The following is a 16,978-nucleotide window of genomic DNA, read 5'->3' on the forward strand; positions in this document are numbered from 1 at the left end:
ACGTCTACTGCGATCAAAAAGCCAATGACGATCGTATCACTCCACTAAGGTGAACTCACCCATAGGCTTAATCGATAACTTTGGACATGGCCGGTTGCTGAGGTACAATTACCCCATAGACTAGAAACCTAATTTAATATGGAATTGATGATGATTAATCCAAAAAAACTTGAAGAAGTGGCTAAGCAGTTAAGTGAAAACCTTCCTAGCGGCGTTAAACAATTCGCTGGCGAATTTGAAGAGCGCTCTAAGCAGGTGCTTCAAAGCCAACTGATGAAGTTAGACGTGGTTTCTCGAGAAGAATTTGAAGTACAACAGCACGTGTTATTAAAAACTCGTGAAAAGCTCGAAGCACTGCAAGCACAAGTCGACGAATTAGAAAAAAAATTGTCTGCTGACGCTTAATACATAATGATCTAACAAAAATGGCATCCTTTGGGATGCCATTTTTTTAACCTTAATTTATCTCAACTGATTGTATTAAGATTAGTTAAGCACTTCATCTAGCGCTCGTAGACATAAAGCTACGTTTTCGCGTCGAGCCCCAAAACCCATCAAGCCGATACGCCATGCTTTACCAGCTAATGCACCGAGTCCAGCACCAATCTCTAAATTATAAGTATTGAGTAACTGCTGACGCACTGCGGCATCATCCACCCCTTCAGGAATATAAACCGCATTTAATTGCGGTAAACGGCACGTTTCATCCACGACGAAAGTCAGCCCTAACTGCTCAAGTCCATCACGTAATATTTGATGCATATCCTGATGACGTTTCCACGCATTTTCCAAGCCTTCATTAGCCAGTAAACGCAGTGATTCATGTAATGCATATAAGGCATTCACTGGTGCAGTATGATGATAACTGCGTTTAGCGCCGGTTTCTTTATTACCCCAATAACCCATCACTAAGGTTTGATCTAAAAACCAGCTTTGGACAGGGGTCTTGCGACTTTTAATCTTTTCTACTGCTTTGGCTGAAAATGACACTGGAGAAATACCAGGAACACATGATAGACATTTCTGACTGCCCGAATAAATCGCATCAATGCCCCATTCATCCACACGCAGCTCTACCCCACCTAGTGATGTCACAGCGTCAACAATGGAAATACAATCATGTTGTTGAGCCAAGGCACATAGGCTTTTGGCATCTGATAAAGCACCGGTTGAGGTTTCAGCATGAACAAAAGCTAAAAACTTAGCGTCAGGATTTGCGTTTAACGCAGCTTCTACTGCTGAAACAGATACAGGTTCGCCCCATTCATTATCAACAACAACCGCTGTAGCACCTACACGCTCAACATTTTGGCGCATGCGCTCACCGAACACACCATTACGGCAAACAATGACTTTCTCACCCGGCTCGACCAAATTAACAAAACACGTTTCCATTCCCGCACTCCCTGGTGCAGAAACAGCTAAAGTCATTTCATTATTGGTTTGAAAAGCATATTGAATTAAGGATTTCAGCTCATCCATCATCGCAACAAACAATGGATCTAAGTGGCCTATTGTTGGCCTAGCTTGGGCGGCTAACACTTCAGGATACACATCCGAAGGGCCTGGTCCCATAAGGGTACGGCGAGGTGGCATAAAGGCATTTATGCCAGATACAGAATTAGTGGGTACAGATAACATCAAAGTCTCCTTGGCTCGAGGTCAGTTGTAATAGCTCAATGAAACCTACATTTTTTATTTTACTTAACGCCACCGAATATGATTTCGTTTGTGGCTTTCTCGCCTCTTTGGGCAGAAATGACAATAACACAGACTATGTATTGAATCTGTATCCTATTGAAATTTATTAGCTTGAAATCGCTTTTTTATCTAAAAGGCTCCCTAAGTAGGAAGCCTTTATTCGCGATTTAATTTAGTGACCAGAGTTCAAAAACAATTGATAAGCAGGGCTATCAGTTTCCTCTTGGTAAACAAAACCGAGCTCTGTTAAAAAACGAGCAAACGCCGCTTCGTCAGAAGATGGGACTTCAAACCCAGCTAGCACACGCCCAAATGCAGCGCCGTGGTTGCGATAATGGAATAAACTGATATTCCATTGGCTTTGTAAGGTGGTCAAAAACTTCAACAGTGCACCAGGGTGCTCAGGAAACTCAAAGCTAAATAGACGCTCATCTAATGGCTCTGGTGGTCTGCCACCAACCATATAACGCACATGCAGTTTGGCCGTTTCATCTTCTGATAAATCTTGCACCTGAAAGTCTTCCGACTCTAGGTTAGCAATAATCTCATCTAATTCAGCTTGACCTTGGCTTATACGAATGCCGGCAAATACCACCGCACTGTCACGACTGCTAAATCGATAATTAAACTCGGTCATTGCACGTTTATTTAAAATTTGGCAAAAACGTAAAAAGCTCCCTGGTTTCTCAGGCACTTTAACCGCTAAAACCGCCTCTTTTTGCTCGCCTAATTCACAGCGTTCAGACACATAACGTAAGCTATGAAAGTTCACATTCGCACCACTTAAAATGGCGGCTACCCGCTCACCTTTACCAGCTTCTTTAGGGTGTTGTTGCAAGTATTTCTTTAATCCTGCAATAGACAATGCCCCAGCCGGTTCTGAAATTGCACGGGTATCTTCAAAAATATCTTTAACTGCGGCGCAGATTTCATCTGAGGTGACAGTAACCACATCATCAACATAATGTTTTGCGATTCTAAATGGCTCTTCACCGATACGTTTAACTGCAACTCCATCTGCAAATAGTCCAACTTGAGATAGAGACACTGGCTCGCCTGCATCTAACGCCGCTTTTAAGCAAGCGGCATCTTCTGGCTCAACACCAATAATCTTAACTTGTGGCATCACAGCTTTATAATAAGCAGCGATGCCAGCAATCAGTCCACCACCACCGACAGGAACAAACACGGTATCGATATCACGTTGCTGTTGTATCATTTCTTGTGCGACAGTGCCTTGACCTGCAATGACATGTTCATCATCAAATGGGGCAATGTAAGTGCGCATTTCACGCTCAGCAAGTTGCTTTGCATGTTCGTTTGCTTGATCAAACCCTTCACCAAACAACACCACATTGCCACCAAGGCGCTTTACCGCATCAATTTTAATATCAGGCGTTGTGCCAGGCATAACAATCACGGCATCAATACCACGGCTTGCCGCCGACATCGCCACACCTTGCGCATGATTACCAGCTGACGCACAAACCACCCCATTCTTACATTGATCAGGAGTCAGTTGCGCCATACAGTTATACGCGCCACGTAGTTTAAAAGAGTGTACCGGCTGCATGTCTTCACGCTTTAAGTACACCTGACACCCCAATCTGGCTGACAGTTTATTTAAGCTCGATAACGGCGTTACTTTGGCCACATCATAAACTGATGATAACAGCGTTTTTTGCAAATATTCTTGTGCTAAAGACATAGGCCTCATTCCATCAGTTTTAGGTTAACGCTCATGTTTACACTAGCCTTCTAGCTTACTGCGATCTCTTACCGCACCTTTATCAGCACTGGTTGCCAATAATGCATAAGCTTTGAGTGCTAATGACACATAACGCTCGCGAGCTAGTGGTTTCCAGGCTTGTAGCCCTTTGGCTTCCATCGCTGCTTTACGCTGCGCTAATACATCATCAGAAACCGCGAGTTTGATCGAGCGTGAAGGAATATCAATTTCTATTTGGTCGCCATTCTCAACCAAGGCAATGGTGCCACCCGCAGCTGCTTCAGGAGAAATATGACCAATAGACAATCCTGACGTCCCACCAGAGAATCGGCCATCAGTAATCAATGCACAGGCTTTACCTAAACCTCGAGATTTAAGGTATGTGGTTGGATACAGCATTTCTTGCATGCCTGGGCCACCTTTAGGACCTTCATAGCGGATAACAACCACATCACCAGCAACCACTTCGCCACCTAAAATGCCGTCAACAGCATCATCTTGGCTTTCATAAATACGTGCCGTCCCGACAAAAGTCAGGTTTTCTTCATCCACACCGGCCGTTTTAACAATACAGCCATTCTCAGCAACGTTGCCTGACAACACCGCTAAACCGCCTTCTTGGCTAAAGGCATTTTCACGAGTACGAATACACCCTTCTTGACGGTCATCATCCACACTATCCCAATAACAGTCTTGGCTAAATGCAGTTTGTGTTGGAATGCCTGCTGGACCTGCACTATAAAAGCGGCGAATCGTTTCATCTTGAGTTTGGGCAATATCATACTTTGCTAGAACAGACTTTAAATCGCCGCCATTATCAGCAGCAACATGCGGCACATCCGTATGCAGTAAGCCAGCTCTATCTAGCTCACCTAGAATGCCCATAACACCACCCGCACGATGCACATCTTCCATATGATATTTAGGTGTTGAAGGCGCAACCTTACATAAATGAGGCACAAGGCGTGACATTCTATCGATGTCAGCCATCGTAAAGTCCACCTCACCTTCTTGAGCCGCTGCAATCAAATGTAAAACGGTATTAGATGAACCGCCCATCGCAATATCGAGTGCCATAGCATTTTCAAATGATTTAAAAGACGCAATATTACGAGGTAATACGCTGTCATCATCGTCACGGTAATAGCGTGTCGCAAGATCCATGATACGGCGACCCGCTTCTAAAAATAAATTACGACGAGCTGCATGCGTTGCTAAAAGAGAACCATTACCTGGTAAAGATAAGCCGAGGGCTTCGGTTAAACAATTCATCGAGTTAGCAGTAAACATGCCTGAACATGAACCACATGTAGGACAAGCACTACGCTCAATTTGCTTACTGTCTTCATCACTGACATTGGTATCAGCACCTGCAACCATAGCATCAACTAAATCAAGCTTGATGATTTGATCTGAAAGCTTAGTTTTACCCGCTTCCATCGGGCCACCTGATACAAATATCACCGGGATATTCAATCTTAATGCCGCCATCAACATACCAGGAGTGATTTTGTCACAGTTAGAAATACACACTAAGGCATCGGCGCAATGGGCATTCACCATGTATTCAACACTGTCGGCAATTAGTTCACGAGACGGTAAGCTGTAAAGCATGCCACCGTGACCCATTGCGATACCATCATCAACTGCGATGGTATTGAATTCTTTAGCAATACCACCAGCCTCTTCTATCGCGCCAGCAACTAACTGCCCCATGTCTTTTAAATGCACATGACCTGGAACAAATTGGGTAAATGAATTAGAGATCGCAATAATCGGCTTACCGAAGTCTTTTTCTTTTACACCCGTCGCTCGCCAAAGTGCACGTGCGCCAGCCATGTTACGACCTTCGGTACTGGTTGCTGAACGTAGTTTAGGCATTGTCTTTTCCTTCCTGTGTCGCTTTACTGGGATGAAGCCATCAGTAAAACCTTAAAAATATTCATTATGAGTTATTGTTGTGTATATCAGTCTTATATTGACTGATTAACGATGCTTAAATCGCTTAGTCTGATGCGACTAACGGCTCTAACCAGCCCCATTTATCTTCAGTTTCTCCGTTAAATAAACCAAAGAAAGACTGTTGAACTTGCTGGGTAACGGCACCACGCTTTCCTGAGCCAACTTCAATTCTATCGACACTTCTGACTGGAACAATTTCAGCCGCTGTTCCTGTCATGAAAATTTCATCTGCTACGTATAAAAACTCTCGTGCCATGGCTTCTTCAATAACCTCGTAGCCTAAGTCTCTTGCCAACACCATGATGGTGTCGCGGGTAATGCCTTTCAAAATAGCAGCGGTAGCCGGCGGGGTATAAATTTTATTATTTTTAACAACAAAAAGATTAGCCCCTGCACCTTCACTCACTAAGCCATTGGTATCAAGTGCAATACCTTCATCAAAGCCATTACGTTTAGCTTCTGTCGAAATTTGTAATGATGATAGGTAATTACCACCAGCTTTAGCGCCAGTCGGAATCGTATTTGGTGCTAAACGTTGCCATGAAGTAACGGCTACATCAACGCCAGCATCCATACTATCAGCTCCTAGGTACGCTCCCCACTCAAATGCTGCTACCACTAATTCACATTGTGCATCGCTAGGCGGTGTTATCCCCATTCCGACATTTCCCATAAAGATAAGCGGACGAATGTAGGCACTTTGCAGATTATTCTTAAGAACTGAGTCACTGCACGCTTGCATGACTTGCTCAAAATCATATGGCACATTCATGCGATAAATTTTGGCTGAATCAAATAAACGCTGTACATGATCGGTTAACCGGAATCCTGCTGGACCAAGGTGCGTATCGTAAATACGAATGCCTTCAAAGACAGACGTGCCGTAATGCATTGCGTGTGTCATCACGTGTACCGTAGCATTTTGCCAAGGCATGATTTCACCATTAAACCATATCAGTTCTGATTGAGTCGCAGCCATTTTCTTTCCCTTCTATCGAATATTGATGAAATGCATTAAGCAGTTGCGCAAGTAGAAGCCGTTTGAGGCTTAGATGGCATAACCACTTGGCAATTAATCACATCAAATAATTTACCTAATTGATGCGTTAATAATTCAATGACTCTGTCACTATTAACGGTAAAGTTAACCTTAAACTCACCCGATTCTGTGACTGTCATGCTCAGTTCACTGATTGTAAAACCACGATGACGAGTTACTCGTAATACTCGTTCTAACACTTCAGGTTGCGGCGATAGCAACAGCTCTATTGAATGCATCATGTTTGCTTCTCCATTTGGTCCATCATGTCACTATTGCACGCTCCTGGCGGCACTAAAGGCCAGACGTTAAATGCATCATCAATGGCTACGTGCAGCATAAAAGGTCCAGGTGCAGCAAGCATTTCATCGAGTGCAGCTTCTACTTCTTCTGCACGATGTATGGTGCGGCCCGGAATATCAAATGCCGATGCCATTAACACAAAATCAGGATTGTCAGATAAATCGGTTTCGCTGTATCGCTGCTCAAAAAACAATTGCTGCCATTGCTTCACCATGCCTAACTTTTGGTTATCAATAAGCAAAATTTTCACAGGTAACTTGCGGCGCTTAATGGTTGTCAGCTCTTGCACATTCATCATGAATGAGCCATCACCCGATACCGTCACGACTGTTGCATCTGGGCGAGCAACTTGTGCACCAATTGCTGCAGGCAAGCCAAATCCCATTGTGCCAAGACCAGCACTGGACAAGTGATCTTCTGGACGGCGGAACCACATATGCTGAGCTACCCACATTTGATGCTGACCGACATCACAGCTCACAACACTGTCTTCAGGTAATTTATTCGCTAAGCGGCGTAACATTGCTGGCGCATAGATTAAATCGCCAGGATGTTGATAATCCCATTGATGCTCACGATAAAGCTCTTCCACCTCTTGTTGCCACAGTGCTAACTCATGTGATTTAAGTTCAAGTGAGTTAGACAATGCGGGTAATACTTGACGAAAATCAGCTGAAATAGCCACATCCACTTGGCGTAATTTATTGATTTCAGCGATATCAATATCTAGATGCAACACCTTGGCATTGCCTGCAAACGTAGCTAAACGTCCGGTAACACGGTCATCAAAGCGCGCACCGACCACTATCAATAAATCACAGTTTTGCACAGCGAGGTTAGCGGCTTTGCCGCCGTGCATACCTAACATACCCAAATAGCCTTTGGTGCCGTGTTCAATCGCACCCAAGCCCTTTAAGGTTGCAACCGAAGGTATGCCTGTTTCATTGATAAATTGACGCAAATGATCAACCGCGCCAGCCATACCTACACCACCACCAACATAAAGGATAGGTTTACTCGCTTGTTGTAATAGTGCTCGTGCTGCCTCGATATCGGTTAATGCCGGAGCTGGCTCTTCAACCACTGAAAGTAGAGGTGTTTTATATTCAAGCTCAGCGATTTGAATATCTTTTGGGATATCAACCAATACAGGGCCTGGACGACCAGATGCAGCGATTTCAAACGCTTTATAAAGTGTAGGAATTAATTCATTAATGTCTGTCACCATAAAGCTGTGTTTGGTGCATGACAGCGACATCCCGAGTACATCTATTTCTTGAAAAGCATCGGTACCAATTACAGCGGTAGAGACTTGCCCCGTTATCGCAACCACAGGGACGGAATCGAGTAAGGCGTCCGATAATGACGTTATCAAGTTCGTCGCACCAGGCCCTGATGTTGCAAAGCACACGCCTGTTTTGCCACTGGCTCTGGCATAGCCTACAGCCGCAAAGGCCGCGCCTTGTTCATGACGACTCAGTAAGTGCTCAACAGGATGACCATATAGCGCATCATAAATCGGCATGATTGCCCCACCAGGGTAACCAAAAATCGTCGTCACACCATGTGCCGCTAATACTTTGATAACGGCATCGGCGCCGCGCATTGTCTGTCCTGATTCCATATTGATAGTCTCGTATTTCATCTGCATTTACTGAGCTAAGATCAGTGCGTCTGATAAATCGTTATTGCCACTTATTGGCTCTCATTTAACCTTGCTTTTGTGAAACAAAATAAACCCTAGAAAACAAAAAACCCCCGGTCCTTTCGGAGCGGGGGTTTTGCAAATTCTGACGATTAACTCTGTCTCTTTGCCAAACGCCACCCCCGCGGTGACTTAATAATCACGACGGTAATAATCACAATAATGAGCTGGGCAGCTTGGTTAAACATGGTTAACTGATTCCTAAAAAATAATTGTTTATTTTTGTTGAGTCAGGCTCCATGCCGGACTTGTTTATAATTTATCCTCTATAGGAGTACCATAAAGTGATTTATAAACACAACAAAAAATCATGTGTTGTAAAAAAAATTCAGCTTCCCTGCCGAGACAATGCAAACAACAACAAAATCTAAAGCTATGATGATTAGGACATAATCCGTCTTTATCATCCTAATTTTCTATAGATTGTTTCTTCTACGCATTTAGCAAATGGTAGATAGATGCCTGCTCGATAGCTTAGCTGAACAGGTATTTCACAACACAATCAACAAATATTAGCTAGCTTCAACAATACCTTTCATGTCAGTCATGTAACCGCGTAACTCTGCACCAATGAACTCAACATCGGTATGACGAATCGCTTCATTTACTTCAATCAAACGCTTGTTATCAACACTGTTTGAGCCTTCTTTTAGACCAGCTCCTAACAATTCTGAAGACATGCCAGCTACATAGTCACGTAATAATGGCACTGCAGCATGGTTAAATAGGTAACAACCGTATTCAGCAGTATCAGAAATAACCACGTTCATTTCATATAAACGTTTACGTGCAATGGTGTTGGCAATAAGAGGCGTCTCATGGAGTGACTCATAGTAAGCCGACTCTTCGATAATGCCCGCAGCAACCATAGTATCGAACGCTAATTCAACACCTGCTTTGATCATAGCAACTAAGAAAATGCCTTTATCAAAGTAAGTTTGCTCGTCGATATACTCATCAGATGCCGGTGCATTTTCAAATGCTGTTTCGTTGGTTTCAGATCTCCAACGCAGTAAATTTGCATCGTCATTAGCCCAGTCTTCCATCATAGTGCGAGAAAACTCACCACTGATAATGTCATCCATGTGCTTTTCAAATAACGGCTTAAGAATCACTTTTAGTTCTTCGGCAACTTCAAACGCTTTCACTTTGGCAGGATTCGATAAACGATCCATCATGTTCGTGATGCCGCCATGTTTCAGCGCTTCAGTTACTGTTTCCCAACCTTGTTGGATTAACTTACCCGCGTAACCTGGCTCAACACCGTCAGCAACCATTTTCTCGTAACCAAGGATTGCACCAGTCTGCAACATGCCGCAAAGGATGGTTTGCTCGCCCATTAAGTCAGACTTAACTTCGGCAACAAATGAAGATAACAACACACCAGCTCTGTCGCCGCCTGTTGCACTTGCATATGCTTTAGCAATGGCAAGGCCATCACCTTTAGGATCATTCTCAGGGTGAACAGCAATCAATGTCGGTACACCAAAACCACGTTTGTATTCTTCACGCACTTCAGTACCAGGACACTTAGGCGCTACCATCACAACGGTGATATCTGAGCGAACCTGCATACCTTCTTCAACGATGTTAAAACCATGAGAATATGACAAGGTTGAACCTTGCTTCATTAATGGCATAACTGCGTTAACAACATTTGAATGTTGCTTATCTGGAGTTAGATTTAATACCAAATCAGCATCAGGAATAAGCTCTTCAAATGTACCGACTTTAAAGCCGTTATCAGTAGCTTGTTTCCAAGAGGCACGCTTTTCAGCAATCGCTTGTGGGCGAAGTGCAAATGAAATATTCAGTCCAGAGTCACGCATATTGAGACCTTGGTTCAGGCCTTGTGCCCCACAACCTAAAATCACAATGTTCCAATCTTTAATAAAATTACAACCGTCACTAAACTCATTACGGTCCATAAAGCGGCATTGAGCTAATTGAGCTAATTGTTGACGTAAATTCAGAGAGTTAAAATAGTTAGCCATCTGAGATACCACCTTTAATTCAGAAATTTGAGACACAACATTTTGGCAATCTCACGGCACAAAAGTTGTGATTGGGATCACTATAGCGTAAGCTGCTCATTGCTTAAAATGATATATTCGGGATGTTATATTGCATTTTATGCAATACTAAAATGAGCCATTTCATACTGTTTTTTTACTCATTTATTTAAGGTTGATTCATGGATATTCGTGCGTTAAAACTGTACTTACACCTATGTGATAGTCTGCATTTTGGTAAAACTGCAGAACAAACCCATGTGAGTCCATCTACGCTCAGTCGAGCGATGCAGCGATTAGAAGAAGAAGTGGGCTGCAAATTATTTGAACGAGATAACCGCAGTGTCAGTATGACCCATGCGGGAACTGAATTTAGGCGTTTTGCAGAACAAACCTTATCCGAATGGCTCAACCTGAAAGGTCGAATTGACCCGGACCAACCTCTACTGCACGGGCGGATCAATTTATATTGTTCAGTTACAGCAGCATACAGCCACCTTCCAGCCTTGTTAGATCGATTTAGACGTGAACATCCTATGGTAGAAATCACCCTTAATACAGGTGATGCAGCTAATGCTGTAGATGAAATTCAGCATAACCGCGCTGATATTGCCATCATCGCCTTACCTGATTCATTGCCGAGTAGTCTCCACTTTGCAGAAATTGATCAAGTGCCTTTGCATGTTTACGCTCCGACAATTAATTGCCAAGTACAGCAAATGGTTAATACCGTTCCCATTGATTGGGCAAAATTACCCTTCATTGTGCCAGATCATGGCCCCGGGCGACGTCGAGCTGACAACTGGTTTAAAGCAATGGGATTCAAACCTAATATTTATGCTCAAGTATCAGGTCAAGAAGCAATAACTTCTATGGTGGCGTTAGGGTGTGGTGTCAGTATCAGCCCAGAAGCTGTGGTTGAAAATAGTCCAGTAAGAGAACGACTGGTTAAATTAGATACACAGCAAAATATTGCCCCATTTCAGCTTGGCTGTTGTTGTAAACAAAAACGCACCCACGAACCCATTTTACATGCCTTTTTAGAGGTCATTTAATCACTCAGATTATTGATTTAGAGTTGAAGAAGCTGCGCTAATTGACACTGCATACCGCTTTGACTTCTTGCTCAAGAATTTGGTGCCATTGATTGTTAACAATCATACGAAATAAAGGGCATTCAAGTGTTAAGTGACGATAAAAATTATGTTCAAGGCATAGGTCAAATGTTTGTTTTTGCTGATGACGAGCAATATTTAGCCCCACCACACCTGCTAATAAAAATGAGCCTCCTCCTATCGCATTGACGTCACCATTTTTAAGTAACTCATATGACAAGGCCGAAGGGTTAATCGCCAATACTTTAATATCTTCACCCGGTTTTCGGTGGGTTTCTTTTAAGGCTTTAACGACCCCAACTGCCATTTCATCATTGCCAATCCATAAGCCGTCTACCCCAGGAAATCGATTCAGCAATATATGCGTTTGTTCGTAGGCTTTATTGGCTTGCCAATCTGCATAAACGACCAGCTCCAATACGGTATTCAAATGCAGGTTAAAATACCCCTCCATTCCTTGTGTGCGTAGTAGCGATGTTTCCCTTACATCATCTCCCGCTACAGCCACCACATATGCGGGGGTAGTCGTAAATAATTGAGTTAATGCTGCTGCAGACTCACGACCAATATGATAATTGTCTTCAATAACTGCAGGTAATAAGTACTTTTTCCAGTGGGGATCGTTCATTAACTGCAACCTAAGTGGCTGCTCAATATCATTAATCATAAAAATAATGTGAACGGGTTTTTGGTAAAAAGTATCAAGCACTTTTTTAGCAACATCTTTATCGTTAACCATGACAAGATAGTCCGGTAAAGATGCATGATTAGAAATTTCAACCGCCTGATTTAACATCAAATTACGGTCACGGTTTGAATGTAAAACCGTTAAATTAAAATCTTGATCTTGCGCTGTAACTTGCATGACATTATCGATATGGTGCCAGAATGAATCATCGGCTGCACCGGGATTTAAAAACACGACATTAGTACTCGCCAGCACTGAATTTGAAAGCATGAATAACATAAAAATGAGCAAAGCTCGCATAGTGACATGTCCTTTTTCAACCAATACCTATCGCAGTTATCTGAATAAAGCATAGTCTAACGGCATACAACACAGCCTAACTGTATATAACATAGTCTATTTGAGTAATGATTCGCCTCCGCAAACTAAAGCTTGAATGTCATTTAACTTAATTATGTCTGTAAATAGTACACCTTGCATGATTAAGTTCTGTGAGAAAGCTTACTTACCATGCAATATGCTACTGATAAAAACCAACCCGCCAAAACCGCTTATTGTGACTCACTGTAATTCACAAAATAAAGCGACAAAAATATGATTAAAAATATTGATTTATATCACTTTTAACGTTTTAATAACCAGCTCAATTCCAACGGAAGGAAATCTAAATGAGTACCATAGACTCATCACAAGGCAGTACCGCCTCTACAGCTTCAACATCAACAATATCTTCAGACACATCAACAACCAGTACTCCATTTAAATTTCACGGTATTGGTGGTGAATTTTTTGGTATTTGGATAGTCAACGTTTTACTCACCATGGTGACATTCGGCATTTACTCAGCCTGGGCCAAAGTGAGAACCAATAATTACTTTTACGGAAATACTGAATTAGGCGGTGACAGATTCGAATACCTTGCCAAGCCAATGCAAATCTTAATTGGCCGAATTATTGCCGTATTCCTATTGATTACATGGTCAGTGCTCAGTAGCACTATGCCTCCTGTCGCTGTCGCATTAGCCATCATATTCATGTTTGCAGTACCATTTCTAGCCGTTAGAAATGCCCGTTTTGATGCTCGTATGACACGTTTTCGCAATGTTAGGTTTGATTTTGCTGGCTCTTATGGCGGTGCATATATCAACCTACTGCTAAAACCCATTGCGGCATATATTATTGTTGTCGCGGGTGGATTTGGTATTGGTGTTGTTACAAGGTTAATGACAGATAACCCCATTGCTATCGGCATTGCAATTACCGCAGGCGTGGTATTTTTCTTTGTTGCTGCTATTTATTCTTACGCTTGGGTTAGCGCTGGAATGGCACAATACTTAATCAATGGTTATCGCTATGGTGATAAGGCATTTAATGCCAAACTTGAAATCAATCAGTATGCCAAAATTGCCGTCACCGCTATTGGGTTATTCTTCGGTGCAGGCTTACTTTTTTCAGTTTTTGCATTTGCTTTTGGCATGATGGGGTCGATTGTTGAGCTAATTCAAAGTGGCGCCTCTGAAGAAGCATTTAAAAATAATGCTTCGTTGATAGGCATGATGTTCTTTGGATACTTCTTCATGTTTATTTTATCAATGCTCATCGCAGCCTATGTTCAAGTCTGTGTTCGCAATTATGTCTTTAGCCAAACATCTATTAATGATGACTTACAAATGGCATCGACAATGAAAACCTCAAGTTTCTTATTCTTAGTTATCACTAATCTACTGCTTGTTATGTTCACCTTTGGCATGGGTAAAGCTTGGGCTGATGTCCGTTTTGCTAAGTACATGGCAGAAGTCACTGCAGTTGAAGGAAACTTAGATGCTTTCACAGCTCATGACCATAATGAGCAAAGTAGCACCGCTGTGGCAGATGAAGTGGCAGATGCCTTTGATATTAATATTGGCATAGTTTAGCAATGCCAAGGTTTGCTGGAATAAAGCTGTGATAGAACAAGTTAATGGGCATATTCTTGCCCCTAAACAAGCCACAAAATACCCAGCCACATTAGTGCTGGGTAAAAATGGAATGCTGACATTGTCCTCTGACGTTCACCGAGGGCAATTTCAACTAGACCAAACCACTGTTACAGATCCTATAGGTAATATGGCTCGTCATATCACGTTTTCCAGCGGACATGTTTTTGTTTCAACAGATCCTCAACAGCTTAATCAATGGCTCAACATTCACGCTAAAAAAAGCTGGATAGCCCAGCTAGAAAAAAACCTTGGACTGATTATTATTGCAACCTTGGTTTCACTAGCTGCGCTGTATTTTATTGTTGCGCATGGCATACCTGCTGCTTCTAAAACCATCGCCCACTTATTACCGGATGCCGTAGTGGAAGAAGTCGGTGAGCAAACGTTCAGCTTAGTGGAGTCCATGGGATTCACCGAAAGCCAAATCAAGCCACAAAGACAAATTGAACTGCAGCAGTTATTTCAGCAGACATTAGATAAACTGCATCAAGAGCAGATAGTATTTTCAATCCAACCTTCTTTGTTAATCTATAACAGCAAAGATGGTGCTAATGCTTTTGCACTCGCAGACGGTCAAATTATATTAACGGATGACATGATTAACCTCGCGAAAAACGACCAACAACTTGAAGCGGTTATTTTGCATGAGCTGGGTCATGTTCATCACAGGCATGTACTGACAACGTTAATACAGTCATCAATCCTCTCTGTTGGCGCAGCGCTAATTGTCGGTGATGCCAGCGGGATCTCGGATATGCTTGTCAGTGTCACGGTATTAGGGACCAGCTTAACCTATTCTCGAAATCATGAACGAGAAGCCGACCAGTTTGCAGCATTGCAACTTCAAGCTTGGTACAAAAATACCGACTCTATCGTCGAGCTATACCAGTTATTGCAAACTGAGCATAATCTCGACATACCAGACTGGGCCAGCACTCACCCCGACATTGACGAACGCATCGAAACCTTACGCTCTGATTCTATTCAATAAATACTCATCCTAACCCACTTATTTTTGTTATAGGTGGGGTTTGACTACAGCGATTTATTTACCTGCTACACTTAATGGGCTTAATAACCTCATTAAGTGTCATTAAATATCTGTAAACGAAAAACAAAAGGATTTGTTTATGGCGATTGCCTGCGTTGTCACACGTGCTTGCTGCGGCGTTGAAGCCCCTAAAGTCACAGTCGAAGTTCACCTAAGTAATGGATTACCTGCTTTTAATTTAGTCGGATTACCAGAAACCTCAGTAAAAGAAGCCCGTGAACGGGTTAGAAGTGCATTAATCAACGCCGGCTTTGAGTTTCCCATGCAGCGCATTACCGTTAACCTCGCTCCAGCCGATCTCCCCAAACAAGGAGGTCGATATGACTTGCCCATTGCAATCGGTATTTTAGCGGCTTCAGGCCAAGTGCCGTCGGATAAATTGGCTCACAGTGAATTTATTGGAGAGCTGGCGTTATCGGGAGAGGTTCGTCCATGTATTGGCATACTGCCAGCAATCATTGCAGCCAAAAACCAACAACATCAATTGTTTATCCCTTTAGAAAACAGACGAGAAGCAGAGTTAGTCGGCTTTGAGCAAACTCACTTTGTTGCCCATCTACAGCACCTTGCCGCCTTTATGCATGGTCAAGCTCAACTACCACTTGTTGACCAGCAACCGCAATGGTTTGAAGATGAAGCAACAGACCCGCAGTTATGCTTAAGCGAAGTCATAGGCCAATATCAGGCCAAGCAAGGGTTAGAAATCGCTGCAGCAGGTGGGCACAATACTTTATTTTTAGGCCCTCCCGGCACCGGCAAAAGTATGCTCGCTAACCGAATCATTCCGCTATTGCCCAAGCTCAGCTATGAAGAAGCTATTGATGTTGCCGCTATTCATTCTGTCGCAGGGTTAAACATCAAACCAAACGCTTTTCTTGAACGTCCCTTTAGAGCACCACACCACACATGCTCATCAATTTCATTAGTTGGCGGTGGCAGCATCCCAAAGCCAGGTGAGATATCACTAGCCCATAGAGGAATATTGTTTTTAGATGAAATAGCCGAGTTTCCACGTAAAGTATTAGATTGCCTACGTGAACCTATGGAGTCTGGCGAAGTCGTCATTTCTCGCGCAGCAGCAAAAGTAAAATTCTCGAGTCGTTTTCAACTGATTGCAGCCATGAACCCAAGCCCTTGTGGTGATGTAGATAATGCCCGCTCAACCCCCGACCAAATTCAGCGTTATCTATCTAAACTTTCAGGTCCATTTTTAGACCGTTTTGATTTAACAATCGAAGTCCCTAAACTGCCAGCAGGCACTCTCACCCAACCCCAGCAAACTGCTGAAAGCAGTGAAAGCATTGCCAAAAGGGTCAATCAAGCAAGACAGATACAGTTATCGCGCGCAGGTTTGCTTAACAGTGAACTGTCCCCTTCACTGTTAAAACAGCATTTAAACATGAACCAAGCTGACTTAGAGTTTTTAGACGCAAGTGTGCAGCAGCTCGGTTTATCTGTGAGAAGCTTTCATCGGATCCAGCGGGTTGCTCGAACCATCGCAGACCTACAACAATCCAAAACAACTGAAAGACGTCATATTGCTCAAGCATTAGGATATCGAGCCATGGATAGATTGATGCATCGATTGAGTCAGCAGTGAGTACGAACAATCATCATAGTAAGTCAATGATACAGACTGAACAGCGTGTAATTTTTGCGTAAAAATTGCGATATTATTGTCCTTCGGATTGAGC

General features: G+C 42.9%; 13 protein-coding genes. 5 read left to right on the forward strand and 8 right to left on the reverse strand.

Annotated elements, in window-relative coordinates; genetic code table 11:
* Nucleotides 1-150: 150 nt before the first annotated feature.
* Entirely contained in the window at nucleotides 151-405 is a 255-nt protein-coding gene (gene ubiK, locus AN944_RS18580; protein ID WP_055026143.1) for a ubiquinone biosynthesis accessory factor UbiK, read from the forward strand.
* Between the two features lie 81 nt (nucleotides 406-486).
* On the opposite strand, the gene AN944_RS18585 is transcribed toward ubiK, so the two are convergent.
* The 7 genes from AN944_RS18585 to ilvC form a co-directional block, all read right to left on the reverse strand.
* Nucleotides 487-1,641: an alanine--glyoxylate aminotransferase family protein gene (locus AN944_RS18585; RefSeq protein ID WP_055026144.1), complete on the reverse strand. Its 1,155-nt coding sequence runs from the start codon at nucleotides 1,639-1,641 to the stop codon at nucleotides 487-489.
* Between the two features lie 232 nt (nucleotides 1,642-1,873).
* Nucleotides 1,874-3,409: a threonine ammonia-lyase, biosynthetic gene (gene ilvA / locus AN944_RS18590; RefSeq protein WP_235531007.1), complete on the reverse strand. Its 1,536-nt coding sequence runs from the start codon at nucleotides 3,407-3,409 to the stop codon at nucleotides 1,874-1,876.
* 42 nt (nucleotides 3,410-3,451) lie between these two features.
* Nucleotides 3,452-5,311, reverse strand: a complete 1,860-nt coding sequence (gene ilvD, locus AN944_RS18595) for a dihydroxy-acid dehydratase (RefSeq protein ID WP_055026146.1) — start codon at nucleotides 5,309-5,311, stop codon at nucleotides 3,452-3,454.
* A 124-nt stretch (nucleotides 5,312-5,435) separates the two neighbouring features.
* Complete coding sequence (locus AN944_RS18600; protein WP_055026147.1) at nucleotides 5,436-6,371, reverse strand: branched-chain amino acid transaminase; 936 nt, start codon at nucleotides 6,369-6,371, stop codon at nucleotides 5,436-5,438.
* Nucleotides 6,372-6,406: 35 nt separating this feature from the next.
* Nucleotides 6,407-6,673, reverse strand: coding sequence for an acetolactate synthase 2 small subunit (gene ilvM / locus AN944_RS18605; RefSeq protein WP_055026148.1), 267 nt, complete (start codon nucleotides 6,671-6,673; stop codon nucleotides 6,407-6,409).
* Nucleotides 6,670-8,358, reverse strand: coding sequence for an acetolactate synthase 2 catalytic subunit (ilvG, locus tag AN944_RS18610; RefSeq protein WP_055026149.1), 1,689 nt, complete (start codon nucleotides 8,356-8,358; stop codon nucleotides 6,670-6,672). The genes ilvM and ilvG overlap by 4 nt, the downstream gene beginning before the upstream one ends.
* Nucleotides 8,359-8,951: 593 nt before the next feature.
* Nucleotides 8,952-10,433: a ketol-acid reductoisomerase gene (gene ilvC, locus AN944_RS18615; protein WP_055026150.1), complete on the reverse strand. Its 1,482-nt coding sequence runs from the start codon at nucleotides 10,431-10,433 to the stop codon at nucleotides 8,952-8,954.
* Between the two features lie 200 nt (nucleotides 10,434-10,633).
* Here ilvC and ilvY point away from each other — a divergent pair, with 200 nt between their 5' ends.
* Nucleotides 10,634-11,506, forward strand: coding sequence for an HTH-type transcriptional activator IlvY (gene ilvY / locus AN944_RS18620; RefSeq protein ID WP_055026151.1), 873 nt, complete (start codon nucleotides 10,634-10,636; stop codon nucleotides 11,504-11,506).
* Nucleotides 11,507-11,543: 37 nt separating this feature from the next.
* On the opposite strand, the gene AN944_RS18625 is transcribed toward ilvY, so the two are convergent.
* Nucleotides 11,544-12,554, reverse strand: coding sequence for a substrate-binding domain-containing protein (locus AN944_RS18625; RefSeq protein ID WP_055026152.1), 1,011 nt, complete (start codon nucleotides 12,552-12,554; stop codon nucleotides 11,544-11,546).
* A gap of 368 nt (nucleotides 12,555-12,922) precedes the next feature.
* Here AN944_RS18625 and AN944_RS18630 point away from each other — a divergent pair, with 368 nt between their 5' ends.
* The 3 genes from AN944_RS18630 (at nucleotide 12,923) to AN944_RS18640 (ending at nucleotide 16,884) form a co-directional block, all read left to right on the forward strand.
* The gene (locus AN944_RS18630) at nucleotides 12,923-14,170 is read left to right on the forward strand and encodes a YjgN family protein (RefSeq protein WP_055026153.1); all 1,248 of its coding nucleotides are present in this window, start codon (nucleotides 12,923-12,925) and stop codon (nucleotides 14,168-14,170) included.
* A 28-nt stretch (nucleotides 14,171-14,198) separates the two neighbouring features.
* Nucleotides 14,199-15,224 carry a M48 family metallopeptidase gene (locus AN944_RS18635; protein WP_055026154.1) on the forward strand — a complete coding sequence of 342 codons (1,026 nt, stop codon included), beginning with the start codon at nucleotides 14,199-14,201 and terminating at the stop codon, nucleotides 15,222-15,224.
* 139 nt (nucleotides 15,225-15,363) lie between these two features.
* Entirely contained in the window at nucleotides 15,364-16,884 is a 1,521-nt protein-coding gene (locus tag AN944_RS18640) for a YifB family Mg chelatase-like AAA ATPase (RefSeq protein ID WP_055026155.1), read from the forward strand.
* The last annotated feature ends 94 nt before the right edge of the window (nucleotides 16,885-16,978 follow it).

The organism is Shewanella sp. P1-14-1 (assembly GCF_001401775.1).
In the GTDB taxonomy this organism is placed as follows: Bacteria; Pseudomonadota; Gammaproteobacteria; order Enterobacterales; family Shewanellaceae; genus Shewanella; species Shewanella japonica.